Annotated in this window: 21 protein-coding genes and 1 other RNA gene; 11 read left to right on the top strand and 11 right to left on the bottom strand. The window is 60.4% G+C overall.

Features of this window, described 5'->3' with window-relative positions:
- Positions 1–19: 19 nt before the first annotated feature.
- Positions 20–1936, bottom strand: coding sequence for a molecular chaperone DnaK (gene dnaK, locus BLS75_RS16595; protein WP_011059188.1), 1917 nt, complete (start codon positions 1934–1936; stop codon positions 20–22).
- A 102-nt stretch (positions 1937–2038) separates the two neighbouring features.
- A complete protein-coding gene (grpE, locus tag BLS75_RS16600; RefSeq protein ID WP_011059187.1) occupies positions 2039–2605 on the bottom strand; it encodes a nucleotide exchange factor GrpE in 567 nt (188 codons plus the stop codon).
- A gap of 250 nt (positions 2606–2855) precedes the next feature.
- Here grpE and recN point away from each other — a divergent pair, with 250 nt between their 5' ends.
- On the top strand, positions 2856–4529 hold the full coding sequence (gene recN, locus BLS75_RS16605; protein WP_072451304.1) for a DNA repair protein RecN: 1674 nt from the start codon (positions 2856–2858) through the stop codon (positions 4527–4529).
- A 94-nt stretch (positions 4530–4623) separates the two neighbouring features.
- Here recN and fur read toward each other — a convergent pair whose 3' ends face one another.
- On the bottom strand, positions 4624–5028 hold the full coding sequence (gene fur / locus BLS75_RS16610) for a ferric iron uptake transcriptional regulator (RefSeq protein WP_011059185.1): 405 nt from the start codon (positions 5026–5028) through the stop codon (positions 4624–4626).
- Between the two features lie 98 nt (positions 5029–5126).
- Between fur and BLS75_RS16615 the strand changes: the two genes are divergently transcribed.
- Positions 5127–5654: an outer membrane protein assembly factor BamE gene (locus BLS75_RS16615; protein WP_011059184.1), complete on the top strand. Its 528-nt coding sequence runs from the start codon at positions 5127–5129 to the stop codon at positions 5652–5654.
- A gap of 60 nt (positions 5655–5714) precedes the next feature.
- Here BLS75_RS16615 and BLS75_RS16620 read toward each other — a convergent pair whose 3' ends face one another.
- Genes BLS75_RS16620 through BLS75_RS16630 form a run of 3 tightly spaced genes read right to left on the bottom strand, consistent with a single transcriptional unit; the run spans position 5715 to position 7867 of the window.
- Positions 5715–6029, bottom strand: coding sequence for an RnfH family protein (locus tag BLS75_RS16620; RefSeq protein ID WP_053149012.1), 315 nt, complete (start codon positions 6027–6029; stop codon positions 5715–5717).
- A complete protein-coding gene (locus BLS75_RS16625; RefSeq protein WP_011059182.1) occupies positions 6022–6456 on the bottom strand; it encodes a type II toxin-antitoxin system RatA family toxin in 435 nt (144 codons plus the stop codon). The genes BLS75_RS16620 and BLS75_RS16625 overlap by 8 nt, the downstream gene beginning before the upstream one ends.
- A 7-nt stretch (positions 6457–6463) precedes the next feature.
- Positions 6464–7867 (bottom strand): sodium-dependent transporter, encoded by a 1404-nt coding sequence (locus BLS75_RS16630; protein ID WP_072451305.1) that lies wholly within the window; start codon positions 7865–7867, stop codon positions 6464–6466.
- A gap of 117 nt (positions 7868–7984) precedes the next feature.
- Here BLS75_RS16630 and smpB point away from each other — a divergent pair, with 117 nt between their 5' ends.
- Positions 7985–8467 carry an SsrA-binding protein SmpB gene (gene smpB / locus BLS75_RS16635; RefSeq protein WP_011059180.1) on the top strand — a complete coding sequence of 161 codons (483 nt, stop codon included), beginning with the start codon at positions 7985–7987 and terminating at the stop codon, positions 8465–8467.
- 81 nt (positions 8468–8548) lie between these two features.
- Here smpB and BLS75_RS16640 read toward each other — a convergent pair whose 3' ends face one another.
- Entirely contained in the window at positions 8549–9316 is a 768-nt protein-coding gene (locus tag BLS75_RS16640) for an FCD domain-containing protein (RefSeq protein ID WP_072451306.1), read from the bottom strand.
- A 261-nt stretch (positions 9317–9577) separates the two neighbouring features.
- Here BLS75_RS16640 and BLS75_RS16645 point away from each other — a divergent pair, with 261 nt between their 5' ends.
- The 8 genes from BLS75_RS16645 to BLS75_RS16680 all read left to right on the top strand — a co-directional run bounded on the left by BLS75_RS16645 (position 9578) and on the right by BLS75_RS16680 (position 19592).
- Positions 9578–11272, top strand: a complete 1695-nt coding sequence (locus BLS75_RS16645; RefSeq protein ID WP_072451307.1) for a lactate permease LctP family transporter — start codon at positions 9578–9580, stop codon at positions 11270–11272.
- Positions 11273–11414: 142 nt separating this feature from the next.
- A complete protein-coding gene (locus BLS75_RS16650; RefSeq protein ID WP_015634106.1) occupies positions 11415–12239 on the top strand; it encodes a (Fe-S)-binding protein in 825 nt (274 codons plus the stop codon).
- The gene (locus BLS75_RS16655) at positions 12236–13690 is read left to right on the top strand and encodes a LutB/LldF family L-lactate oxidation iron-sulfur protein (RefSeq protein WP_072451308.1); all 1455 of its coding nucleotides are present in this window, start codon (positions 12236–12238) and stop codon (positions 13688–13690) included. Before BLS75_RS16650 ends, BLS75_RS16655 begins: the two co-directional genes overlap by 4 nt.
- Positions 13690–14361 carry a LutC/YkgG family protein gene (locus tag BLS75_RS16660; protein ID WP_072451309.1) on the top strand — a complete coding sequence of 224 codons (672 nt, stop codon included), beginning with the start codon at positions 13690–13692 and terminating at the stop codon, positions 14359–14361. Before BLS75_RS16655 ends, BLS75_RS16660 begins: the two co-directional genes overlap by 1 nt.
- Positions 14358–17168, top strand: a complete 2811-nt coding sequence (locus BLS75_RS16665; RefSeq protein WP_072451310.1) for an FAD-binding and (Fe-S)-binding domain-containing protein — start codon at positions 14358–14360, stop codon at positions 17166–17168. The genes BLS75_RS16660 and BLS75_RS16665 overlap by 4 nt, the downstream gene beginning before the upstream one ends.
- Positions 17169–17378: 210 nt before the next feature.
- Positions 17379–17666: a hypothetical protein gene (locus BLS75_RS16670; RefSeq protein WP_015634102.1), complete on the top strand. Its 288-nt coding sequence runs from the start codon at positions 17379–17381 to the stop codon at positions 17664–17666.
- Between the two features lie 88 nt (positions 17667–17754).
- Positions 17755–18148, top strand: a transfer-messenger RNA (tmRNA) gene (gene ssrA / locus BLS75_RS16675).
- A gap of 187 nt (positions 18149–18335) precedes the next feature.
- On the top strand, positions 18336–19592 hold the full coding sequence (locus BLS75_RS16680) for an integrase domain-containing protein (RefSeq protein ID WP_072451311.1): 1257 nt from the start codon (positions 18336–18338) through the stop codon (positions 19590–19592).
- 145 nt (positions 19593–19737) lie between these two features.
- Here BLS75_RS16680 and BLS75_RS32625 read toward each other — a convergent pair whose 3' ends face one another.
- Genes BLS75_RS32625 through BLS75_RS16700 form a run of 4 tightly spaced genes read right to left on the bottom strand, consistent with a single transcriptional unit; the run spans position 19738 to position 22714 of the window.
- Positions 19738–20007 (bottom strand): hypothetical protein, encoded by a 270-nt coding sequence (locus BLS75_RS32625; protein ID WP_072451312.1) that lies wholly within the window; start codon positions 20005–20007, stop codon positions 19738–19740.
- Positions 20004–20984: an integrase domain-containing protein gene (locus tag BLS75_RS16690; protein WP_072451313.1), complete on the bottom strand. Its 981-nt coding sequence runs from the start codon at positions 20982–20984 to the stop codon at positions 20004–20006. Before BLS75_RS16690 ends, BLS75_RS32625 begins: the two co-directional genes overlap by 4 nt.
- A complete protein-coding gene (locus tag BLS75_RS16695; protein ID WP_072451314.1) occupies positions 20968–21321 on the bottom strand; it encodes a hypothetical protein in 354 nt (117 codons plus the stop codon). Before BLS75_RS16695 ends, BLS75_RS16690 begins: the two co-directional genes overlap by 17 nt.
- Positions 21314–22714 carry a YfjI family protein gene (locus BLS75_RS16700; RefSeq protein ID WP_072451315.1) on the bottom strand — a complete coding sequence of 467 codons (1401 nt, stop codon included), beginning with the start codon at positions 22712–22714 and terminating at the stop codon, positions 21314–21316. The genes BLS75_RS16695 and BLS75_RS16700 overlap by 8 nt, the downstream gene beginning before the upstream one ends.
- Positions 22715–23597 lie beyond the last annotated feature (883 nt).

Here is a 23597-nt window from a genome sequence, read left to right on the forward strand (position 1 = left end):
CCGGCCGACCAACAAGCCATTACTTGTGGTCTTTTACTTCTTCGAACTCGGCATCGACGACATCGTCGGCTTTTTCAGCGGACTCGGCGTGCGGTGCCGCGCCTTCTGCAGGCTGGGCCTGTTCGGCGTACATCTTCTGGGCAACCGGGGCCGAGACTTTCGACAGCTCTTCAACCTTGGCGTCAATGGCGGCCTTGTCGTCGCCCTTGACGGCAGCTTCCAGGGCAACCACGGCAGCTTCGATTGCGGTTTTCTCTTCCGCGGTCACTTTGTCACCGGCGTCAGCCACCATCTTGCGAGTCGAATGCACCAGCGCATCACCCTGGTTACGGGCGGTGGCCAGCTCTTCGAACTTGCGATCCTCTTCCGAGTTGGCTTCAGCGTCACGGATCATCTGCTGGATCTCTTCATCCGACAGACCCGAGTTGGCCTTGATCACGATCGACTGAGTCTTGCCGGTAGCCTTGTCCTTCGCACCTACGTGCAGGATGCCGTTGGCGTCGATGTCGAAGGTCACTTCGATCTGCGGCACGCCACGTGGAGCTGGTGGAATGTCGGCCAGGTCGAACTTGCCCAGGGACTTGTTCTGCGCGGCTTGCTTGCGCTCGCCCTGCAGTACGTGAATGGTCACTGCGCCCTGGTTGTCGTCGGCAGTCGAGAACACTTGGGATTTCTTGGTAGGAATCGTGGTGTTTTTCTCGATCAGCGCGGTCATCACGCCACCCATGGTTTCGATACCCAGGGTCAGCGGGCTGACGTCCAGCAGCAGTACGTCTTTCACGTCGCCGGCCAGTACCGCACCCTGGATGGCAGCACCCATGGCAACAGCTTCGTCCGGGTTGACGTCCTTGCGCGCTTCCTTACCGAAGAAGTCGGTTACGGTCTTCTGTACCAGCGGCATACGGGTCTGGCCGCCGACCAGGATCACGTCGTTGATCGAACCCACGTCGATACCGGCGTCTTTGAGCGCGATACGGCAAGGCTCGATGGTGCGCTGAACCAGGTCTTCAACCAGCGACTCCAGCTTGGCGCGGGAGATCTTCACGTTCAGGTGCTTAGGACCGGTGGCATCTGCAGTGATGTACGGCAGGTTGACGTCGGTCTGCTGGCTCGAGGACAGCTCGATCTTGGCTTTCTCGGCAGCTTCTTTCAGGCGCTGCATGGCCAGCGGGTCACCCTTGAGGTTCATGCCGCTTTCTTTCTTGAACTCATCAACCAGGTAGTCGATCAAGCGGATGTCGAAGTCTTCACCACCGAGGAAGGTGTCACCGTTGGTGGCCAGCACTTCGAACTGGTGCTCGCCATCGACTTCAGCGATTTCGATCACCGAAACGTCGAAAGTACCACCACCCAGGTCGTAAACGATCACGGTGTGATCGCCCTTGGCCTTGTCCATACCGTAGGCCAGAGCGGCTGCGGTTGGTTCGTTGATGATACGTTTGACGTCCAGGCCTGCGATGCGGCCGGCGTCTTTGGTCGCCTGGCGCTGGCTGTCGTTGAAGTAGGCCGGAACAGTGATGACCGCTTCGGTCACGGCTTCGCCGAGGTAGTCTTCGGCGGTCTTCTTCATTTTCTTGAGGATTTCAGCCGAGATCTGTGGCGGAGCCATTTTCTGGCCGTTCACTTCAACCCAGGCGTCGTTGTTGTCAGCCTTGACGATCTTGTAAGGGACCATCTGGATGTCTTTCTGCACAACTTCTTCGTCGAAGCGACGACCGATCAGACGCTTTACTGCGTACAAGGTGTTGTGCGGGTTGGTGACAGCCTGACGCTTGGCCGACTGACCTACCAGGATTTCGCCATCGTTGGCGTACGCGATGATGGACGGCGTGGTACGCGCGCCTTCAGCGTTTTCGATAACTTTTACGTTGCCGTTTTCAAGAATGGAGACGCACGAGTTGGTGGTCCCCAAGTCAATACCGATAATCTTGCCCATGTTAACTCTCCCGAAACTTTGGATTTGGATGCCGCAGCTGTGGTGGCAAACTGCGGTAGCACTTAAACGCTTGACTGATAAATGGGGGCTCTACAGCCGTTTTCAAGCCTTTTCGTCAATCGAAGGCGAAACCGGTGCAGGGGCCTTGCTGACCACGACCATGGCCGGGCGCAGCAGGCGACCGTTGAGCTGGTAGCCCTTCTGGAACACTTTCAGAACACTGTTCGGCTCGACATCCGCGCTTTCCTGCATGGCCATGGCCTGATGCTGTTCAGCGTTGAAGGGTTCGCCGTGTGGATCGATGGCTTCCAGCTGATAACGCTTGAGGGTGTCGTGGAACATCTTCAAGGTCAGCTCGATGCCTTCACGCATCGGGCGGATGCTTTCGTCGTCCGGGTTGGACAGCTCCAGGCCACGCTCCAGGCTGTCGATCACCGGCAGCAGGTCGCCGGCAAACTTCTCCAGCGCGAATTTGTGAGCTTTCTCCACGTCCTGCTCGGCGCGGCGGCGGACGTTCTGCAGATCGGCAGCAACACGCAAAGCCTGATCCTGCGCGCCAGCCAGTTGCTCTTCGAGCACTTGTACACGAGCCGCCAGGTCATCACCCGATGCCTCGGGAGCCTGATTGGCGTCTAGATTTTGCGTATCCAGCGTCTGTTCGTCAGCCATGAAATTCTCCTTTCAATATCGTCTGTGAGCCGGGCTCACTCTTCTGCCCAGCTATATGGGGTCGCATTTTCAAGGTTCAAGTCCGCAGCCACAGCAAAAGTCGTTCCGACCCGATAAATCCTGTATGTGGACATTACCGAGCGCACTAAAAAGCCAGAACGACCAAGCAAATCGAGCTAAGGGAAAGCATTGTCAGCCCGAAACAAAACACTGTATAAATAACCAGACATCTAGTTTGGGAGCGGCCTTAATGCTGGTGCACCTGTCCGTACACAATTACGCCATCGTCGAACACCTGGATCTGGAACTCGATCGCGGGATGAGCGTCATTACCGGCGAGACCGGTGCCGGCAAGTCGATCATGCTCGACGCGCTCGGCCTGACCCTGGGTGATCGTGCCGACAGCGGCGTGGTACGCCCCGGAGCCGACAAGGCCGATATCCTCGCCACCTTCGATCTGGCGGATATCCCCGAGGCCCACGCCTGGCTGGCCGAGCGTGACCTGGACACCGACGGCCCGTGCATCCTGCGTCGGGTCATCACGGCAGAAGGACGTTCCCGCGGCTATATCAACGGTACGCCCTGCCCGCTCGGAGACTTGAAAGCCCTGGGCGAACTGCTGATCGATATCCACAGCCAGCATGAACACCAGTCGCTGCTCAAGACCGATACCCATAGGCGCCTGCTGGATGAGTACGCCGGCGCAACCGACCTGGCGCGCCAGGTGCAACTGGCTGCGCAGCGCTGGCGCCAGACCCGCCAGGAGCTGGAGCGCCTGTCCAACTCCGGCGACGAGCAGCGCGCTCGCCATCAACTGCTCAGCTACCAGCTCGAAGAACTGGAAAACCTGGGGCTCGGGGAAAATGAACTCGAGCAGCTGGAGCAGGAGCACAAGAACCTGACCAATGCCGAAACCCTGCTGGGCATCTGCCGCCAGGTGGTGGAGCAATGCAGCGAAAGTGATTCAGGCAATGTCCTGAACGCCCTGACTGTCAGCCTCAACCGCCTGTCGAGCATCGGCAACTCCTCGGGTTCCCTGGGCGAGGCCACCAACCTGCTGGCCAGCGCGCAGATCCAGGTCGAAGAAGCCGTGGGCGAGTTGAATCGTTTCCTTGACCACTTCGACGCTGATCCGGCACGCCTGCAACAACTCGAAGAACGCCTCGACGCCATCTATACCCTGGCGCGCAAGCATCGCATCCAGCCCTTCGAACTCGCCGCCATGCAGCAAACCCTGCTGGATGAAATAGAGACTCTGGACGCCAATGACGAATCCATCGAACGGCTGGGCGAAGAGCTGCAATCCTTCGCTCGTCATTATCAGGAAAAAGCCCAGGAACTGAGCCAGTTGCGCCAGCAGGCCGCGACCAGCCTGGCCAGCGCAGTGGAGCAGGAGATCCAGCGCCTGGGCATGCCCGGAGGGCGCTTCACCATCGAGCTGCGCGCCAACAGCAGCGATGAACTGCTGCCCAACGGCCTGGAGCAGGTGGAACTGCTGGTCAGTGCCAACCCTGGGCAACCCCTCAAGGCCCTGGCGAAAGTCGCGTCCGGCGGTGAGCTGTCACGTATCAGCCTGGCGATCCAGGTCATCACCGCGCAGACCTCGCGGGTTCCCACATTGGTATTCGACGAAGTCGACGTGGGGATTGGCGGCCCGACAGCCGAGATCGTCGGCCAGCTGCTGCGCCGCCTCGGCGAACGCGGCCAGGTATTGACCGTGACACACCTGCCGCAAGTCGCCGCCCAGGGGCATCAGCATCTGTTCGTGCACAAGGTGCGCGGCAGCGATGCCACTCATACCGCAGTATCCAAGCTGGGCAAGAATGAGAGGGTCGAGGAGGTGGCGCGGATGCTCGGCGGCATCGACCTGACCAAGGAGTCTCTGGCCCACGCCAAGAAAATGGTGGTGACCGCCAAGGCCTGAACCTTCAGCGCTTCTTTTATATAGGCACAAAACACGAAGGCGACCCTAGGGTCGCCTTCGATCGTTTCACGACGATAAACGCCGCGTGAGGGGCTTACTTCTTCTTGCGCACGTACAGCACAAGATTGTGATCCACCAACTCGAAACCGTGCTTTTCGACAATCGCCTTCTGAAGCTTTTCGATTTCTTCGTCGAAGAATTCGATCACTTCACCAGACTCCACGTTGACCATATGGTCGTGGTGACCGCCATCCGCCAGCTCGAATACAGCGTGACCGCCATCAAAATTATGGCGTACCACCAGTCCGGCTGCTTCGAATTGAGTCAGTACACGGTAAACCGTGGCCAGACCCACATCCTCACCAGCTTCCATCAGCGCCTTGTAGACATCCTCAGCGCTCATGTGCCGCTGCTCGGTGGAATCGAGCATTTGTAGAATTTTGACTCGTGGCAGAGTCACTTTGAGGCCGGCTTTACGTAGTTCGCTATTTTCAACCATGGTCAGCTTTCTCGCCGATGCTGCTTCGCAGCTTCTCTTAATGCGGGTATGATCGGGGTTTACGTTGTCCCAGCCAAGATAGTGGAAGTCGCCCACCGATGCAAAACACCAAGCTCTTGCTAACCAGTTTCACCTTCGTGGGACTGCTCGCACTCGCCGGTTGTTCATTCCCCGGGGTTTACAAAATCGACATCCAGCAGGGCAATGTCGTCACGCAGGACATGATAGACCAGTTGCGCCCCGGAATGACCCGACGGCAAGTACGGTTTATCATGGGCAACCCTCTGTTGACCGACACGTTCCATGCCGATCGCTGGGATTATCTCTACAGCCTGCAGCCTGGTGGTGGTGAACGCCAACAGGAACGCGTGAGCCTGATCTTCAACGGCAACGACCAGTTGGTCAGCTTGGCCGGTGACTTCATGCCAGGTGTAAGCCGCGACGAAGCCCTGCTGGGCAAGGACAGCGCCAACACCGTGACAGCGCCTGCCGAGAACGTCGAGAAACCAAAAGCCGAGAAACCAGCCAAGCCTGGCTCGCTGCTCGACCAGATCCAGAAGGACGTGGATGGCGTGAAAACCGTGCCAGTTCCTACGCCTGAACCACTGGATACTTCGCCGGAATAATTTGTGGCGAAATAAAAAAGCCCGGGCATGCCCGGGCTTTTTATTGCCTGTCACCATCAATCACGATTCGCGCTTGCGTGCCTCGGCCGCTTTCGCCGCCCGCAGACGCCGAACCTCTTTCGGATCGGCCAGCAATGGGCGATAGACCTCAATCCGATCCCCCGCCTGAATCACATGCTGTTCAGGGTCACTGACCTGCTTGCCGAAGATCCCCACCGGACAAGCCGCCAGATCCAGTTCGGGAAACTGCTGCCCGATGGCTGAAGCCTGCAAGGCTGCACGCAGCGTCGACCCCTGGGGCACCTGCACACTGATCAACGCCTGGCGATCGACAGCCGCGTAGGCCACCTCAATCGAAATCATCGGCTCAGCCATGCAACTGCTTGGCCCGCTGGCAGAAAGCGTCCACCAGGGTATTCGCCGCCTGGTTGAACAGCGGCCCCAAGGTCGCTCGAACCAAAGGCCCCGCATAATCGAAAGACAGATCAAGGCTGATCTTGCAGGCCTTCTCGCCCAGCGGCTTGAACACCCACACGCCATGCAACTGATTGAATGGCCCCTCCTCCAGATTCATCTCGATCGACTGCCCCGGCACCAGATTGTTGCAGGTAACGAAGCGCTGGCTCATGCCGCCCTTGGCCACCGCCAGGCTCGCGCGCATCCGCTCTTCGCTGCTTTCCAGCACCTCGGCCGACGAGCACCAGGGCAGAAACTCCGGGTACCGGGCCACGTCATTGACCAGGTCGTAAAGGAACTGCGCCGGATAGGGCAGAAGGGCCGAACGTTGAATATGGGTCGTCATGTGAGCTTCATTTCCACAACTGGGCGGCAAACACCACAAGAATGCCGACGGGCGCCACATAGCGCATCAAAAACAAGGCCAGAGCGAACAACAGCGGGCTACGTAACGACAGCTCATCACGAACTGCCTCACGGCCCATCACCCAACCTGCAAATACCACGAAGCACAAACCGCCAAGAGGCAACATGATCCGCGAGGTGAAAAAGTCGATCACACCAAAGAAGTCCAGACCGCCGGCCGCGCCCCATTGGTAGAGATGAAAAACGCCGCCTTCGTTCACGAAAAATTTGGCCTGTTGCCAGATGTTGAAAGAGAACACCGTTCCCAATCCCACGAACCAGCAACTGAACGCCAGCCAGAATGTCACCCAGCCGCGGCGGATTTTAGTCCTCTCGACGAGATAAGCCACCATCGGCTCCAACAAGGAAATGGCCGAACTCCAGGCAGCGATCGCCACCAGGATAAAGAACACTACGCCCATAAGCTGGCCGAACGCCACATTCCCGAAGGCAAACGGCAGGCTGATGAACATCAGCCCCGGCCCTTCGCTGGGGTTCAGCCCGGCGGCAAATACAATGGGGAACAGGGCCATCCCAGCCACCAGCGAAACGAAGGTATCCAGCAGCGCCACCCCGACCACGGTGCCGGCAAGGGACGAATGCTTGGGCATGTAGGCGCCGTAGATCATGATCGAGCCCACTCCCACGCTGAGGGAAAAGAACGCGTGCCCCATGGCTGGCAACAGCCCGTCGAGCAAACGCTCCAGGCTGAAGTCGAACATGAAGTGCAGGCCCCGCATGAAGTGCCCGGTGGTCATGCTGTAGCCCAGCAGCACCAGCAGCATCACGAACAGCAGCGGCATCATGACCCGCAGGCTGCGCTCAAGCCCGGCCACCACACCCTTGGCAATCACCAGCGCCGACAACAGCATGAACAGCGTGTGCCACAGGGTCAGGCGCCAGGGGTCGGCCGTCACCGCGGAAAAATAGGCGCCGACCTGATCCGCCGTGACACCCTGAAAATCGCCGCGCCCCATGTCGATGATGTAGTCCAGGGACCAACCACCCACCACGCTATAGAAGGAGAGAATCAGCAGCGCCGTGATCATTCCGGCAAAGGCGCCCCAGGACCACCTGGCCGAATGCCCGGCCTCCAGGGCCAGCACCTTCAGGGCATTCGCCGGGCTTTGCCGCGCGCGGCGGCCAATCAGGGTTTCTGCCAGCATCACCGGCAACCCGATCAGCGCAATACACGCCAGAAACACCAGGACAAAGGCACCACCACCATAGACGCCGACCATGTAGGGGAATTTCCAGATACTCCCCAGGCCCACGGCCGAACCAGTTGCAGCGAGTATAAAGACCCAGCGGCTTGCCCAGCCGCCGTGGACAGAGACCCTGTCTGTCGACATCGTTAACACGCCCAACCGAAAAAAAAGAGCGCGCATTGTCCGGGATTCAATCAACCTGCTCAAGCACGCTGCGTCACCGTAGCCGACGCGCGCGCAACTCCCTATAATGCCGCCCCTATGGCTAAACAGAAGAAACACCCAACAGGGACCATCGCGCAAAATAAAAAGGCGCGTCACGATTACTTCATCGAACATCGGTTCGAGGCTGGCATGGTCCTGGCCGGCTGGGAAGTAAAGAGTCTGCGTGCAGGCAAGGCACAGCTGGTGGACAGTTATGTGCTGCTCAAGGATGGTGAAGCCTGGTTGCTCGGCAGCCACTTCACGCCATTGACCACCGCCAGCACCCACGTCATTGCCGACCCTACGCGCTCGCGCAAGCTGCTGCTCAACCAGCGCGAGCTGGAAAAGCTGTTTGCCGCCGTGCAACAGAAGGGTTATGCCTGCGTATGCCTTTCGCTCTACTGGAGCAAGCACCTGGTCAAGTGTGAGATCGCACTGGGCAAGGGCAAGAAGGAATACGACAAGCGTCATACCGAACGCGAGCGCGATTCCGATCGCGAACTGCAGCGTGCGGTGCGCACCAAGGGCAAGGAAGACTGATCTTCCTGCCTTGAGGTCGTTTTCGCCGGCAAGCCGGCTCCTACAACACCCAGGTAGGAGCCGGCTTGCCGGCGATTTGCATTACATGCCCTTGCGCCGTTCGGCCCGCGCCACTCGCTGCACTTCCTGACGCACTTCTTCGAGCACTTCCTGCACATAGAGAATGTGCCGGCTGGAGATTTCCCGCGCCTCTTCGGCCCGCCCTTCGATAATTGCCTGGTACAGGTCGCGGTGCTGGCTGATCAGCATGTCGCGGGTTTCCGTACGCTGCTTGTACATGCCGCCGATGTTGGTCACCACGTTGCGCTTGAGCAGGTCGAACAGCCCGCGAATGGTGTGCAGCAGCACGGCGTTGTGGCTGGCCTCGGCAATCGCCAAGTGGAACTTGGCATCCGCCGCACCCTCCTCGGCACGACTGACATCGTCGGAGCGGGAATAACAATCCTGCAACTCCTCGAAGGCTTGAGTCAGCCGCTCACGATCCACTGCCGTCGCCCGCAGCGCCGCGTAATAGGCGCAGGACGCTTCCAGCGTATGCCGGAACTCCAGCAGGTCGCGCTGGGCATCGGTGTTGTTTTCCAACAGGTGCAGCAGAGGATCGCTGAAGGTCGAGCCCAGGGATTCCACCACATAGTTGCCGCCACCCTGGCGGCTGATCAGCAGCCCCTTGGCCGTGAGCTTCTGGATCGCCTCGCGCAGTGAGGGCCGGGAGACACCAAACTGCTCGGCCAGGGCGCGCTCGGCCGGCAGCCGCTCGCCGGCCGTCAAGGTGCCTTCAAGAATCATCCCTTCCAGACGCTCGACGATATCGTCGGACAAACGGCGCTGGCGTATCTGATCAAACCCCATAACTCACTCTCCACCCTCCCGACCCTTCGCCGGGGGGCTCTATTCTGGCCTATTCATGGCGCGCCAACACCTGTCAGAACACGGCCATTTGCACCGATCAGATGCCCGCGCCATAGCGCATTCGACAAAAGTTTTAGGGCGGCAAATTGACACACCGAGCACAAGGCTTTTACCCTAGCCAACAGCGATTGTAAATTGGTCTTACCAATTAACCAAGACGCTAGCAGTGCCTGACCAACAACAATTAGGGGCCACCCCATTATGCAAACCTGGCAACAGCTCTATAGCCCGCTTGGCAGCCTCGGCCTGTCCGCCCTCGCCGCCGTTATCCCGATCGTGTTCTTCTTCCTGGCTCTGGCCGTGTTCCGTCTCAAAGGACACGTCGCCGGGAGTATCACCCTGGCCCTGTCGATCCTGGTGGCGATCTTCGCCTTCAAGATGCCCGCCGACATGGCCTTCGCTGCCGCTGGCTATGGATTTGCCTACGGTCTGTGGCCCATCGCCTGGATCATTGTCGCCGCTGTATTCCTCTACAAACTGACCGTGAAAAGTGGCCAGTTCGAAATCATCCGCAGCTCGGTGCTGTCGATCACCGACGACCAGCGCCTGCAGGTGCTGCTGATCGGTTTCTGCTTCGGTGCCTTCCTTGAAGGGGCTGCCGGCTTTGGCGCGCCAGTGGCGATCACCGCCGCCCTGCTGGTGGGCCTGGGCTTCAACCCGCTGTACGCCGCCGGCCTGTGCCTGATCGCCAACACCGCGCCCGTGGCCTTCGGCGCCCTGGGGATTCCGATCATCGTTGCCGGCCAGGTGACGGGCATCGACGCCTTCAAGATCGGCGCCATGACCGGCCGCCAGCTGCCGCTGCTGTCGCTGTTCGTGCCGTTCTGGCTGGTGTTCATGATGGACGGCATGCGTGGCGTCAAAGAGACCTGGCCCGCCGCGCTGGTGGCCGGCCTGAGCTTTGCCATCACCCAGTACTTCACCTCGAACTTCATCGGCCCGGAACTGCCGGACATCACCTCGGCCCTGGCCAGCCTGATCTCCCTGACCCTGTTCCTGAAAATCTGGCAGCCCAAGCGCACCGCCGGTGCACAGATCGCCGGCGCCACCTCCAGCGCAGCCGTGACCGCCAGCGCCGGCGGCTTCGGCCAGCCACGCAACACCGTCGCTTCGCCCTACAGCCTGGGGAAGATCTTCAAGGCCTGGTCGCCGTTCCTGATCCTCACCGTGCTGGTGACCATCTGGACCCTCAAGCCCTTCAAGGCGATGTTCGCGGCTGGCGGCTCGATGTACGGCTGGGTGTTCAACTTCGCCATCCCGCATCTGGATCAGTTGGTGATCAAGATGGCGCCGATCGTGACCACCCCCACCGCCATCCCGGCGGTATTCAAGCTCGACCCGATCTCCGCCACCGGCACGGCGATTTTCTTCTCCGCGCTGATCTCCATGCTGGTACTGAAGATTAATTTCAAAACTGGTCTGACCACTTTGAAAGAGACCTTCTACGAGCTGCGCTGGCCGATCCTGTCCATCGGCATGGTGCTGGCGTTCGCCTTCGTCACCAACTACTCGGGCATGTCTTCGACCATGGCCCTGGTCCTGGCTGCCACCGGCGCGGCGTTCCCGTTCTTCTCGCCGTTCCTGGGCTGGCTCGGGGTGTTCCTCACTGGTTCCGATACCTCGTCCAACGCCCTGTTCAGTTCGCTGCAGGCCACCACCGCGCACCAGATCGGGGTCAACGACACCCTGCTGGTCGCGGCCAACACCAGTGGCGGCGTGACCGGCAAGATGATCTCGCCGCAATCGATCGCCGTGGCCTGCGCCGCCACCGGCCTGGTGGGCAAGGAATCCGACCTGTTCCGCTTCACCCTCAAGCACAGCCTGTTCTTTGCCACTATTGTCGGTCTGATCACCCTGGCTCAGGCCTACTGGTTCACCGGCATGCTGGTGCACTAAGCGACACCGAAAGAGCCGACGCCGCCCTCACCCGCGGCGTCAGTCATTCACCACCCGGTCTGCAAGGCTGCTGAAAGCTTGCTGGTTTATCTTTCAGCCGCCGCGACGGACGAATAACCGGGACCACCCGGAGACACGCCTGATGAGCGAGCTTTTCTACAACGCCGTGCCCAATGCAACCCGTGTCGCGCCGCCGCTGGCCGAACCCCGGCAGTACCCCAGCGCGAAGCCGTCGCGGGTCTACCTGTTCGGCACCTGCGTGGTCGACCTGTTCTATCCCGAAGCCGGGATGGACGCGATTCACCTGCTGGAGCGCGAAGGCATTCGCGTGGAGTACCCGCAAGGGCAAAGCTGCTGCGGACAACCGGCCTACACCTCGGGTTACACCGAACAGGCGCGCACCGTGGCCCGCTCGCAACTGGCGCTGTTTGCCGGCGACTATCCGGTGGTGGTGCCGTCGGGTTCCTGCGCAGGCATGCTGCGCGAGCATTACGCGGACTTGTTCAAGGACGAGCCCGAGACGTTGCAACAAGTGCAGGCCCTGGCCGCCCGCACCTATGAACTGGCCGAGTTCCTCCTGCACGTGTGCAAGGTGCAGCTCAAGGACAGTGGCGCTCCGGTCAAGGTGGCCTTGCACACCTCCTGCTCGGCACGCCGGGAAATGAACACCCACCTGCACGGCCGTGAGTTGTTGTCACAGCTGAGCAACGTGGAACGGGTAGAACACAGCCACGAAAGCGAATGCTGTGGCTTTGGCGGGACTTTCAGCGTCCGAATGCCGGACATCTCCGGCGCCATGGTCGCGGACAAGACCCGGGCGCTGAAGGAATCCGGCGCCCACCAGGTACTGAGTGCCGATTGCGGCTGCCTGATGAACATCAACGGCGCGCTGGAGAAACAACAAGAGGCATTGCGCGGCCAGCACCTGGCGAGCTTCCTCTGGCAACGTACTGGAGGTGCGCAATGAGCACCCCAGAGCTGATTCCGACCACCGACGTGGCGGACGATTTTCGCACCCGGGCCCACCAGGCCCTAGGTGACCAACAACTGCGAAACAACTTTCGCAGCGCCATGGATTCACTCATGGCCAAGCGTGCGGCCTCGTTCAGCGATGCCCACGAAAGAGAACACCTGCGCGCCCTGGGCAATGCGATTCGCGCCCGGGCGTTATCCAAGCTGCCCGACCTGCTCGAGCGCCTGGAACAGAACCTGACCCGCAACGGTGTGACAGTGCACTGGGCGGAAACGGTGGACGAAGCCAATGGCATCGTCCTCTCGATCATCCGCGCTCACGAGGCGCGGCAAGTGATCAAGGGCAAATCGATGGTCAGCGAAGAGATGGAAATGAACCATGTCCTCGCTGAACAAGGCATTGAATGCCTTGAGTCGGACATGGGCGAGTTCATCGTCCAGCTCGATCACGAGAAGCCTTCACACATCATTATGCCGGCGATCCACAAGAATGCCGGTCAGGTCGCGTCCTTGTTCCACGACAAACTCGGCGTGGAGTACACCAAGGACGTTGACCAACTCATTCAGATCGGTCGCAAGGTCTTGCGGCAGAAATTCTTCGAAGCCGATATCGGCGTCTCCGGCGTCAACTTCGCCGTGGCCGAGACCGGCACCCTGCTGCTGGTGGAAAACGAAGGCAACGGGCGCATGTCCACCACCGTGCCGCCGGTGCACATCGCCGTCACCGGGATCGAGAAAGTCGTCGAGAACCTGCGGGACGTGGTGCCGCTGCTGTCGCTGCTGACCCGCTCGGCCCTGGGCCAGCCCATCACTACCTACGTCAACATGATCTCCGGCCCGCGCAAAGCGCATGAGCTGGACGGCCCCCAGGAGGTGCATCTGGTGCTGCTGGACAACGGCCGCAGCCAGGCGTTTGCCGACAGCGAACTGCGCCAGACCCTGAACTGCATTCGCTGCGGCGCCTGCATGAACCACTGCCCGGTCTACACCCGGGTCGGCGGCCACACTTATGGCGAGGTCTACCCGGGGCCGATCGGCAAGATCATCACCCCGCACATGGTGGGTCTGGCCAAGGTGCCGGATCACCCCAGCGCCTCGTCGCTGTGCGGCGCCTGTGGCGAAGTCTGCCCGGTGAAGATCCCGATCCCGGCGCTGCTGCGACGCCTGCGGGAAGAAAACGTCAAGGCCCCGGACAGCCCCCATCAAGTGATGCGCGGCCAGGGCAGCAAGTACTCGCGCAAGGAACGTTTCATCTGGAACGCCTGGGCCCGCCTCAACAGCTCGCCGACCCTGTATCGCCTGTTCACCCTGGCCGCCACCCGCCTGCGCGCCCTCGCCCCGAGCAAGGTCGGCCCCTGGACGCAGAACCACAGTGCGCCAAAACCCGCCGCCCGGTCGCTGCACGACCTGGCCCGTGAGCACCTGGACAAGCAGGGAGACCGCTGATGAGCGCGAAACACAACATCCTCGCCAAGCTGCGCAACAGCCTGAGCGGCACCACGCCGATTGTGGATAACTTCGACGAGGCGCTGGTCACCGAGCCTTACAGCTACAGCGCGGAACAACGCATCCCGCAGCTGCGCAAACAGATGGAAGCAGTGCACACCGAAATCCACCTGAGCACCGGCGCCGGTTGGCCCGAACTGCTGGCCCGCCTGCTGCAGGAACGCCAGTTGCCCAGCCTGCTGATCGCCCCCGGCACGCCCCACGGCCAGCGGGTCACCCAGTACTGGGCCGAGCGGCCGCAACTGCCGGCGCTCAAGGCCTACGACCGCCCGGTGGAAGAATGGAAAGCCGAGCTGTTCAACGACACCCCGGCCAGCCTCACCACCACCCTGGGCGCCATCGCCGCCACCGGCAGCCTGATCCTCTGGCCGACCCGGGAAGAGCCGCGGCTGATGAGCCTGGTGCCGCCGGTGCATTTTGCCCTGCTCAAGGCCAGCGAGATCCGCGACAACTTCTATCAGGTGCAGCAACAGATGAACTGGGCCGCCGGCATGCCGACCAACGCGCTGCTGGTGTCCGGCCCATCGAAGACCGCTGATATCGAGCAAGTCCTGGCTTACGGCGCCCACGGCCCGAAAGACCTGGTGGTGCTGATCCTGGAGGACCAATGAGCCTACCGGCCGCTTTTCTGCGTGATGCCCAGCAACTGATCCCCCCGGAGCGGCGCTTCGACGACCCGCTCTCGACCCTGGCCTTCGGCACCGACGCCAGCTTCTATCGACTGATCCCCAAGCTGGTGATCCGCGTCGAATCCGAAGACGAAGTGGTGGCCCTGCTCCAGCTGGCCCAGCGCGAACGGGTGCCGGTGACCTTCCGCGCGGCGGGCACCAGCCTTTCCGGGCAAGCCATCAGCGACTCGGTGCTGATCGTTCTGGGGGATAACTGGAACGGCAAGGAGATTCGCCATCAGGGTACGCAGATTCGTCTGCAGCCTGGTGTGATCGGCGCCCAGGCCAATGCCTGGCTGGCACCTTTCGGGCGCAAGATCGGCCCCGATCCGGCCTCGATCAACGCCTGCAAGATCGGTGGCATCGTCGCCAACAATGCCAGCGGCATGTGCTGCGGTACCGCGCAGAATACCTATCACACCCTGGCCGGCATTCGCCTGGTACTGGCCGATGGCACGCGTCTGGATACCGAGGATGAGGCCAGCGTCGCCGCCTTCCGCGCCAGCCATGGTCCGCTGCTGGAGCGCCTGGCCGAACTGGGCCGCAGCACCCGCGCCAACAGCGAGCTGGCAGCGAAGATCCGCCACAAATACCGGCTGAAAAACACCACCGGCCTGTCCCTCAATGCCCTGGTGGATTTCGACGAGCCACTGGACATCCTCAGCCACCTGCTGGTGGGTTCCGAGGGCACCCTGGGCTTTATCAGCGCAGTGACCTACGACACGGTGATCGACCACCCGAACAAGGCGTCGGCGCTGATCGTCTTTCCCGATGTGGACACCTGCTGCAACGCGGTGACCGTGCTCAAGAGCCAGCCGGTATCTGCTGTGGAACTGCTGGACCGCCGCAGCCTGCGCTCGGTGCAGGACAAGCCCGGCATGCCGGCCTTCGTCCAGCAACTCTCGGCCAACGCTTGCGCGCTGCTGATCGAGTCCCGCGCCGCATCCTCATCGCTGCTGCACGAGCAACTGGCGCAGATCATGAGTTCCCTGGCCGCCTTCCCGGTGGAAAAGCAGGTGGACTTCACTGAAGACCCGCAGGAAAACGCCAAGCTCTGGGCGATCCGCAAAGACACCTTCCCGGCGGTGGGCGCGGTGCGCAAGACCGGCACCACGGTGATCATCGAAGACGTGACTTTCCCCGTGGAACAGCTGGCCATCGGCGTCAACCGCCTGATCGAGCTGTTCGACAAGCACCACTACGACGAAGCGATCCTGTTCGGCCACGCCCTGGAGGGCAACCTGCACTTCGTCTTCACTCAGGGCTTCAACAGCAGCGAGGAAGTGAACCGCTACCAGGCGTTCATGGACGACGTGGCGCAACTGGTGGCGGTGGAATTCGGCGGTTCGCTGAAGGCCGAGCACGGCACCGGGCGCAACATGGCACCCTTCGTCGAGCTGGAATGGGGCAGTGATGCCTACCAGCTGATGTGGCAACTCAAGCGCCTGCTGGACCCCAACAACACCCTCAACCCGGACGTGGTGCTCAGCGAAGACCCGCAGATCCACCTCAAGCACCTCAAGCCACTGCCGGCGGCCGACGAGATTGTGGATAAGTGCATCGAGTGCGGCTTCTGCGAGCCGGTGTGCCCGTCCAAGGGGCTGACCCTGAGCCCGCGCCAGCGCATCGTCATCTGGCGTGATATCCAGGCACGCAAACGGGCCGGCATCGATACGTCCGAGCTGGAGGCGGCCTATCAATATCAGGGCATCGACACCTGCGCCGCCACCGGGCTGTGCGCCCAGCGCTGCCCGGTGGGCATCAACACCGGCGAGCTGGTGAAGAAACTGCGCAGTGAACACGCCACCCATAACGGCACCGCCGACTGGCTCGGCTCGCACTTCGCCACCACCTTGCAGGGCGCCCGCTTCACCCTGCACGTGGCCAACGGCGCGCGCATGCTCCTGGGCGCGCCGCGCCTGAGCAAGCTGTCGGCGAGCCTGACGCGCCTGTCCAAAGGCCAGGTGCCGCAGTGGAGCAGCGCCATGCCTCAGCCGGAAAAGGCCATTCGCTTCAGCCCGAGCGTCAGCGACGCGCGTCCGCGGGTGGTGTACCTGGCAGCCTGTGTGTCCCGGGTCATGGGGCCAGCGGCGGGCGACAAGGAGCAAAGCTCCCTCTACGAGAAAACCCGAGGTCTGCTGGAAAAGGCCGGTTATCAAGTAGTGCTGCCGGACAACCTGGACAACCTCTGCTGCGGCCAGCCGTTCGCCTCCAAAGGCTACGCCACCCAGGCCGAGGACAAGCGCCAGGAACTGATCGGCGCCCTGCTCCACGCCAGCCGGGGCGGCCTCGACCCGATCTACTGCGACACCAGCCCTTGCACCCTGCGCCTGGTGCAAGACCTGGGGGACGTGCGCCTGGACCTCTACGACCCGGTGCGTTTCATCCGCACCCACCTGCTGGAGCGCCTGGATTTCACCCCGCAGGAAGCGCCGATAGCGGTGCACGTCACCTGCAGCACCCAGCACTTGGGCGAGAGCCAGGCCTTGATCGACCTGGCCCGGCGTTGCAGCAACAACGTGGTAATCCCCGAAGGCATCCATTGCTGTGGTTTCGCCGGCGACAAGGGTTTCACCACCCCGGAACTCAACGCCCACTCCCTGCGCAGCCTAAAGGACGCGGTGCAGTATTGCAGCGAAGGCATCTCCACCAGCCGCACCTGTGAAATCGGCCTCAGCCAGCATGGCGGGATCGACTATCACGGGCTGGTCTACCTGGTGGATCGGGTCACCCGGGCCAAGGCGGTCTGAGCCATCGAGCCGGGAAAAAAAGGGGCGTTTTCGCCCCTTTTTTGTGCCTGGCGGAAAACGCCCCTGGCTTTTTCATTTCTTCGAAAAAAAAACAGAACCCCAGCGCGCGGCTACAGTCCATTTTCTAGGCCCGCAAAAAAGGGCTTAGCCCACTCGGCAGCCGGCCCTGTTGACCGGCAACACCGAGCCCCTGCGATCAAGGAGATAACCATGAAGCGTTCCGCACTGGCTGGACTGTTCATTACCGCCGCGATGCTCGCCTCCCCGGTGTTTGCCGCCGGGCAAGAGGACCTGTGCCAGATCAACCTGCAAAAAATCAAGGATGCCAAGGTCAGCACCGAGGCCATGAGCTCGGACCTGAGCAGCGACATCGACGCCAAGGTCCAGCAAGCCACCGCCGAACACGCCAAAGGCACCGAGGAAGGCACCAAGAACTGCATCTCCCTGACCACCCAGGCGATCCAGCAATTGCAGAACAACACCAAGGGCGATCAGTAGGCCGATGCATTGGGCCAACCTTCGGGTTGGCCTTCTGGCCTCGGTTAGCGTAAACTCCGCCCACCTGTTGGTAATGCACAACAGGTTCGGGGCCGTTTAGGATTCGACGCCGGTTGCGAAACTTTAGGTGCATGCCGAGTTGGTAACAGAACTCGTAAATCCACTGTTGCAACTTCCTATAGTTGCCAATGACGAAACCTACGGGGATTACGCTCTCGCTGCGTAAGCAGCCTTAGCCCTTCCCCCCTGGTACCTTCGGGTCCAGCAATCATCAGGGGATGTCTGTAAACCCAAAATGATTGTCATATAGAACAGAATCGCCGTGCAGTACGTTGTGGACGAAGCGGCTAAAACTTACACAACTCGCCCAAAGCACCCTGCCCGTCGGGTCGCTGAGGGTTAACTCAATAGACACGGCTAAGCATGTAGTACCGACAGCAGAGTACTGGCGGACGGGGGTTCAAATCCCCCCGGCTCCACCACTTCATCATCTAAAGACGTCCACGGACGTCTTTTTTTGTGCCTGAAATCCAGTGAATAAAGGGGTTTCAGCGCTTATGGGGGCTTTGCAGGGTTTCTAAGTTCCAGGCGCTTTGGTATCCCAGGTGGTATCCCGGACTGTCAAATGCTATTTTCAGGATACCAAAACGGTGCTGGAGGTAGCCCCCCATGCCTACTAACGCAACCCGCCTCTCCGATCGCCAGCTCAAGGCAGTCAAGGCAACTGGTAAAGACTTCGTCCTCAGCGACGGCGATGGCTTACAGCTTCGAGTACGCGCCAGCGGCTCGATGATGTGGAATTTCAATTACCGCGAGCCGTTGAGCAGAAGCCGTATCAACATGGCGCTTGGTCCATACCCCGACCTCTCGCTAGCCAACGCTCGGAAGAAAGCCGCAGAGGCGCGTGAGTTGCTCGCTTTGGGCACTGATCCCAAAACCCAGCGTGATGAGGTAAGGCAAGCCAAACTTGCTGAGACTGAACACACTTTCGAGAAGGTGGCCACTGCCTGGTTCGAGCTGAAGAAAGACTCCGTAACCAAAGCCTACGCCGAAGACATTTGGAGATCGCTGACGCTTCATGTTTTCCCAAGCATGAAAACAACGCCGCTCTCTCAAATCACTGCTCCGATGGTTATCAAGATCCTTCGCCCAATCGAGGCCAAAGGGAGCCTCGAAACCGTGAAACGATTGAGCCAACGACTCAACGAGATCATGACCTACGGGGTCAACTCCGGGCTGATATTTGCGAACCCTCTCAATGGCATTCGGGCGGTGTTCAAGAAACCCAAGAAAGAGAACATGGCTGCGCTACCACCTGAGGAGCTTCCCGAGCTCATGATGGAAATCGCGAACGCCAGCATCAAGCGCACGACCCGCTGCCTGATCGAATGGCAGTTGCACACGATGACCCGCCCTGCCGAAGCAGCCACCACACGATGGGCAGATATCGACTTCGACAAGCGCATTTGGACCATTCCGCCAGAGCGCATGAAAAAGCGTCGGCCGCACACAATCCCTCTTACCGATCAGGCACTTTCGTTACTGGAGACGCTCAAGCAACTCAGCGGTAACAGAGAGTACGTGTTCCCCTCAGATAGAAACCCCCGCACCCATGCCAATAGCCAGACCGCCAACATGGCGTTGAAGCGCATGGGCTTTCAGGACCGTCTAGTCAGCCACGGCTTGCGCTCGATGGCGAGCACCATCCTGAATGAGCATGGCTGGGATCCGGAGCTGATCGAGGTCGCACTGGCGCATGTCGACAAGGACGAAGTGCGTAGCGCCTACAACCGGACGGATTACATCGAACGCCGGCGTCCGATGATGGCTTGGTGGAGTGAACATATCCAGAAGGCGGCCACCGGCAGCCTGTCGGCATCGGCCATCAATCAAACTAGAGATCGCAACGTCGTACCGATTCGCTGAATATCCAAAAGGGGTGCGCCACCGGCTACGATCCGTGTCGTGTAGTAGGGCGAGAAGAGTGACGACAGTTGCCAGATCTCTGGTAGCCCCTGAGTATGGGAAGGCTCCGCATTCCCATACTCAGGGGCTCACGCTTAAAGATCTATCAGGCAACCACGACTTTTGCCTTTCTACGACGGATCAACCCTGCTGTTAACTCGTAGTAGTAGATGGTAGCTGGAGCTGAGCGCCGCAAATAGTGCTCCAGAAACCATCTCACGTGCTTTTCTCTCCAGGACCAGGGCGTCGCGCAACCCCAGCGTTCACGAATCACCTCGTGCATCCTTTCTGCTTGCCTGATGTGCCGCTGCCGCGTGGCATGCGCACCTTTGAGCACAGGGCTCAGAAACAACGCTATGTCGAACTCGGACGTCATCGCCGACCTCCGATGTAGGCACTCACTACATCGATGCGGTTATGTCCCAGCTCGTGGCTGATCTGCTGTCGTGCATGCTGATCAAGCTCTCGATCGTCTCGATGAACACGACCGCCATTGATGGGTGTATTCAAGCCAGTCAGTTGCTCATAGCGCTCACAGGCGTAAGCCGCCCGCAGCTCATGAAAGCCTTTCAATCCATGCTCGTGCAAGATGTCCCGTGCCGGTCGCACAACTGACTGCATAAACTCTTTGTAGCTCTCATTGGGGGTCAACAGGTTCCGACTGCGACTGGGTGAAGCCTCCCAGGCCCTATCCAAGGCGCCACGGATTTGATCAGTGACCGCGATCCAACGCGGCGCTGACGCGCCTGATCGACCGCCTTTGGTGCCGTCCTGGATGTTGATCTTGCCCAGTTGCTCGGCCTCACGTTGCAGTCGGGGCAGGTCCGCCAAGATCGCTTCACGCAGACGCATACCAGTCTCCCGGGCCAGGTGCACAATTGCGGCCACTCGTTGCTGACCCCGCTCTGACAGTGCGCGTGCGATCAACTCAATCTGAGCACGATCTTGGCCTTGCGGGGACTCCCCGCGCACGCTTGAGCGCTGCAAACCCAGCGCCTTGCTCGGACTGGGGATTTTGACGTACTGATCACCGCGCAGCGCAGCCATCGTTCGGTTCACACTGGACAGTCGGTTCTGCGCGGTGGCGATGCCAACGTTGCCCTGGTCCACTTGCTCCCGCATATAGGCGGCGTACCGCATGAGGATCTCGCGGTCGATCTGTCGCGCGTCATTTAGCCTCGGCCCTTCCTCGAATCGACACCAATGCACGAATGCTTGCCAGCGATCGCTATGGGCTTTGACGGTAGCAAAATGGCCGTCGCCAAATAGATCTTTCAAGGCTTGCGGTCCGGCATAGCTGAGCTGGCGACCGAAGCCGAAATTGCGCCCCGCTCGCTTACCGACGCGAGCCATTTTTCTGATCCTGATCGACTGCAGCGAGCTCATGTTGAAGCGCTCGCCAGTGTGCGCCTACGATGGCGAACTGGGCCCAATCAGTAGGGCGAAAACACAGCGTGTTGTCGACGACGTAGAGATGCGCCCCCTCCTTTTCTAACCACTGGATAATGGCTGTCGTCGAGGTGATAGTTTTACGATCGGTGGCGACATCGGCGACAGCGGCGACAACCCTTGTCCTACCTGGTTTTGAGCGTGGCGACAAAGTGGCGACACTCGCGGCGACAAACCGCACTTTCGGCTCATTGTGACGTTGAGCTAAGTGGTTGCGCAGTGCTTCATCAAGATTAAACATGGCGCACCTCGAAGGTGTGGCCGTCGGTGATCAGCCACTGATGATCAAGCAACTCGACTAACAGCTTGGTGGCATGGCGACTGCTTTTACGGGCAAAGCGGGGGCCGTTGCGGTTCAGGTCTCGAATACTAAAGCGCTTCCAATCTTTGACCTGCAGCCAGCGCAGCAGCCTGTCTGCCTCCTCTTTTACCCTGCACATCGGTTCCTGCTCGGTCAGGCGCTGGATCTCGGTGAGGTAGTAGCCGACTAAGGCCGAGGCCCGTTGGATATGATCGACCTCCACGACGCTGCTCTCCTCCACTACTGCCAGATTGCCGGCGACGCGCAGCAGGTTGTCGGCGGCCTTCGATCCGCTAGGCCGTACGCTTGCCAACTCGCCAAACTCACCCAACTGGGCCTCGATGGCATCATGCAGATCAATCCAGCGACGACGAGCCAATGGACTGAGGCTCAGCGGTGACAGCCGCAAGGCACCGTCAGCGGAAAGCGACCAAGGCTGATGAAACAGGGCCGAAAGACGGTGGTGATATCGCTTTAGAGCGGGGTCTTTTGACAAGTCGACAGCCTGGTAACTGCGTTGTCCGGCCAGGCTGGTGGGCCAGGTCATGAGGCAGCGACCGAGAATGCCTTGCCCCTGCAGCAACGGGTCACTGAGTAACTGCATGGCTAGATACGGTTGCAGCATCAGGTGCAGGCTTAAGCGTCGATCGTAAGCTCGCAAGCTTTCACCCACCATGGACCGCGCGCGATCTATCGGACTGCCGTCCCAGAGTGACGACAAGGTCGTAACCGCTTTCAAACGGTTATCCCGACTCATGGTGCTGCTACCGAGGAATTGTCCCCCCTCGTCACAGAACAGGCCCATGCTCGGCAAGTCATGGCAGAGTCCCTTGATCAGGGCCTCGATAGTCGGATCCGTGGTGATCAGCCTAGGTGCTGAGGGCTCCGCTTCAAGCGGTACGCCGTTTGTGGGGTTGGGATCGCCAGGGTTGATACGCTGCGCCTGTCGCTGCGCGACACGGTACCGGGCGAGTTGTTCGCGATAGCGCTGCCACTGCTCACGCTCCCATTGCCGTGCGGGCAGCAATGCAAATCGATCTGCCGCCGTTTTGCGATCGCCGGATGCGGCCACGGTGATCAGGTACAGCGACAGCGGATAATTTCTCCCATCGAGCTGTAAGCCCGCATGACCTTGAGTGGCCAGCGCCGAAGCAGCCAGCACCGATTGTGCAGCCAATGCCTGGGGCACCCCGATGACCTCAGCCATGCGTTCGACTGCAGGCCCAAGAATCCCACCCAGTGCCTGCACCGGATAAGGCTGGGCCACGGGATTCGACTCAATCAGCGGTCGAGGTAGTTGTGGTAGCTCAAGCTTCGGATCTAACTGCTGCATGGGCCGTCTCCTCGTCATTGCTGGTTGTCCTCACGTAGTCCCGCCACGGCTGTTGAGTGTTATCAGGGATCAAGGCCCCTGCGGCCTGTGAGGTGTTCACTGACGCGGAACGAACGGCTCATTACGACCGAGAGCAAGGGCATAAACCCATGAATCTGGCCTCCTAAACGCATCCGAAGATGCGGGCGGGTGGAGGCTGTGCCGACTGACGAGTTCGGCACCTGGATATCCTGGGTGAGAGAAGGCAACAACATCGACACCTGGGGCATGCCTGACTGTCAGTCAGGTGCAGCCTTTCCATAGGCTGCGGCACCGGTGCCTGTGTTGTTGTGGATGGCGACGAATCGGATTTGTCAGGCCGATTGTCACGCGGAGAGTTGCGGCAACGCCTTGTACGTCGTGGCTTGCAGCAGTGGTATGAGCGCCCGTCTCTTTCCTGGAGAAAGAGACGGGCGAGGTCTGGCGCAGCGAAGTGTGCCAAGAGGTGAGGTTGCTGCAATGCAGCGACGTAGGTCCATCGTCTGCCGCAGTGGGCAGATTGGTCGAGTAGGCATCCATCACTCTTGGGGAGTGACCGTGCGAGCCGCCGGACGCTAATCGCACTTGGGGAAGAACCACCACGCGAGTGGCGTAGCCTTCAAGGTTCTGGCTACCTGGGCTGGTGCTGTCAACGACAGCGATCCGTGCGCCAATTTTTATACCTACTCGAAAAGGCGGTCAAGCGTCACGGCCAATGCGCTCAGAAAGTGGCGACTGTCGCCACTTTTGTCGCCATGCTCCAGTCCGCGCTCTACGTGCGTTGTCGCCGTTGTCGCCGGTGTCGCCACCCCTATAGCCATAGCCGCACGAGAAGATCAGCTCTGACATTTGAGCAGCACTTCGA

The organism is Pseudomonas sp. NFPP12, from assembly GCF_900103205.1.
Taxonomy (GTDB): domain Bacteria; phylum Pseudomonadota; class Gammaproteobacteria; order Pseudomonadales; family Pseudomonadaceae; genus Aquipseudomonas; species Aquipseudomonas protegens.

Excerpts from the sequence above, each read along its gene's own strand:
- dnaK (WP_011059188.1), bottom strand. The coding sequence starts at position 1,936 with ATGGGCAAGATTATCGGTATTGACTTGGGGACCACCAACTCGTGCGTC.
- grpE (WP_011059187.1), bottom strand. The coding sequence starts at position 2,605 with ATGGCTGACGAACAGACGCTGGATACGCAAAATCTAGACGCCAATCAG.
- recN (WP_072451304.1), top strand. The coding sequence starts at position 2,856 with ATGCTGGTGCACCTGTCCGTACACAATTACGCCATCGTCGAACACCTG.
- fur (WP_011059185.1), bottom strand. The coding sequence starts at position 5,028 with ATGGTTGAAAATAGCGAACTACGTAAAGCCGGCCTCAAAGTGACTCTG.
- BLS75_RS16615 (WP_011059184.1), top strand. The coding sequence starts at position 5,127 with ATGCAAAACACCAAGCTCTTGCTAACCAGTTTCACCTTCGTGGGACTG.
- BLS75_RS16620 (WP_053149012.1), bottom strand. The coding sequence starts at position 6,029 with ATGGCTGAGCCGATGATTTCGATTGAGGTGGCCTACGCGGCTGTCGAT.
- BLS75_RS16625 (WP_011059182.1), bottom strand. The coding sequence starts at position 6,456 with ATGACGACCCATATTCAACGTTCGGCCCTTCTGCCCTATCCGGCGCAG.
- BLS75_RS16630 (WP_072451305.1), bottom strand. The coding sequence starts at position 7,867 with ATGTCGACAGACAGGGTCTCTGTCCACGGCGGCTGGGCAAGCCGCTGG.
- smpB (WP_011059180.1), top strand. The coding sequence starts at position 7,985 with ATGGCTAAACAGAAGAAACACCCAACAGGGACCATCGCGCAAAATAAA.
- BLS75_RS16640 (WP_072451306.1), bottom strand. The coding sequence starts at position 9,316 with ATGGGGTTTGATCAGATACGCCAGCGCCGTTTGTCCGACGATATCGTC.
- BLS75_RS16645 (WP_072451307.1), top strand. The coding sequence starts at position 9,578 with ATGCAAACCTGGCAACAGCTCTATAGCCCGCTTGGCAGCCTCGGCCTG.
- BLS75_RS16650 (WP_015634106.1), top strand. The coding sequence starts at position 11,415 with ATGAGCGAGCTTTTCTACAACGCCGTGCCCAATGCAACCCGTGTCGCG.
- BLS75_RS16655 (WP_072451308.1), top strand. The coding sequence starts at position 12,236 with ATGAGCACCCCAGAGCTGATTCCGACCACCGACGTGGCGGACGATTTT.
- BLS75_RS16660 (WP_072451309.1), top strand. The coding sequence starts at position 13,690 with ATGAGCGCGAAACACAACATCCTCGCCAAGCTGCGCAACAGCCTGAGC.
- BLS75_RS16665 (WP_072451310.1), top strand. The coding sequence starts at position 14,358 with ATGAGCCTACCGGCCGCTTTTCTGCGTGATGCCCAGCAACTGATCCCC.
- BLS75_RS16670 (WP_015634102.1), top strand. The coding sequence starts at position 17,379 with ATGAAGCGTTCCGCACTGGCTGGACTGTTCATTACCGCCGCGATGCTC.
- BLS75_RS16680 (WP_072451311.1), top strand. The coding sequence starts at position 18,336 with ATGCCTACTAACGCAACCCGCCTCTCCGATCGCCAGCTCAAGGCAGTC.
- BLS75_RS32625 (WP_072451312.1), bottom strand. The coding sequence starts at position 20,007 with ATGACGTCCGAGTTCGACATAGCGTTGTTTCTGAGCCCTGTGCTCAAA.
- BLS75_RS16690 (WP_072451313.1), bottom strand. The coding sequence starts at position 20,984 with ATGGCTCGCGTCGGTAAGCGAGCGGGGCGCAATTTCGGCTTCGGTCGC.
- BLS75_RS16695 (WP_072451314.1), bottom strand. The coding sequence starts at position 21,321 with ATGTTTAATCTTGATGAAGCACTGCGCAACCACTTAGCTCAACGTCAC.
- BLS75_RS16700 (WP_072451315.1), bottom strand. The coding sequence starts at position 22,714 with ATGCAGCAGTTAGATCCGAAGCTTGAGCTACCACAACTACCTCGACCG.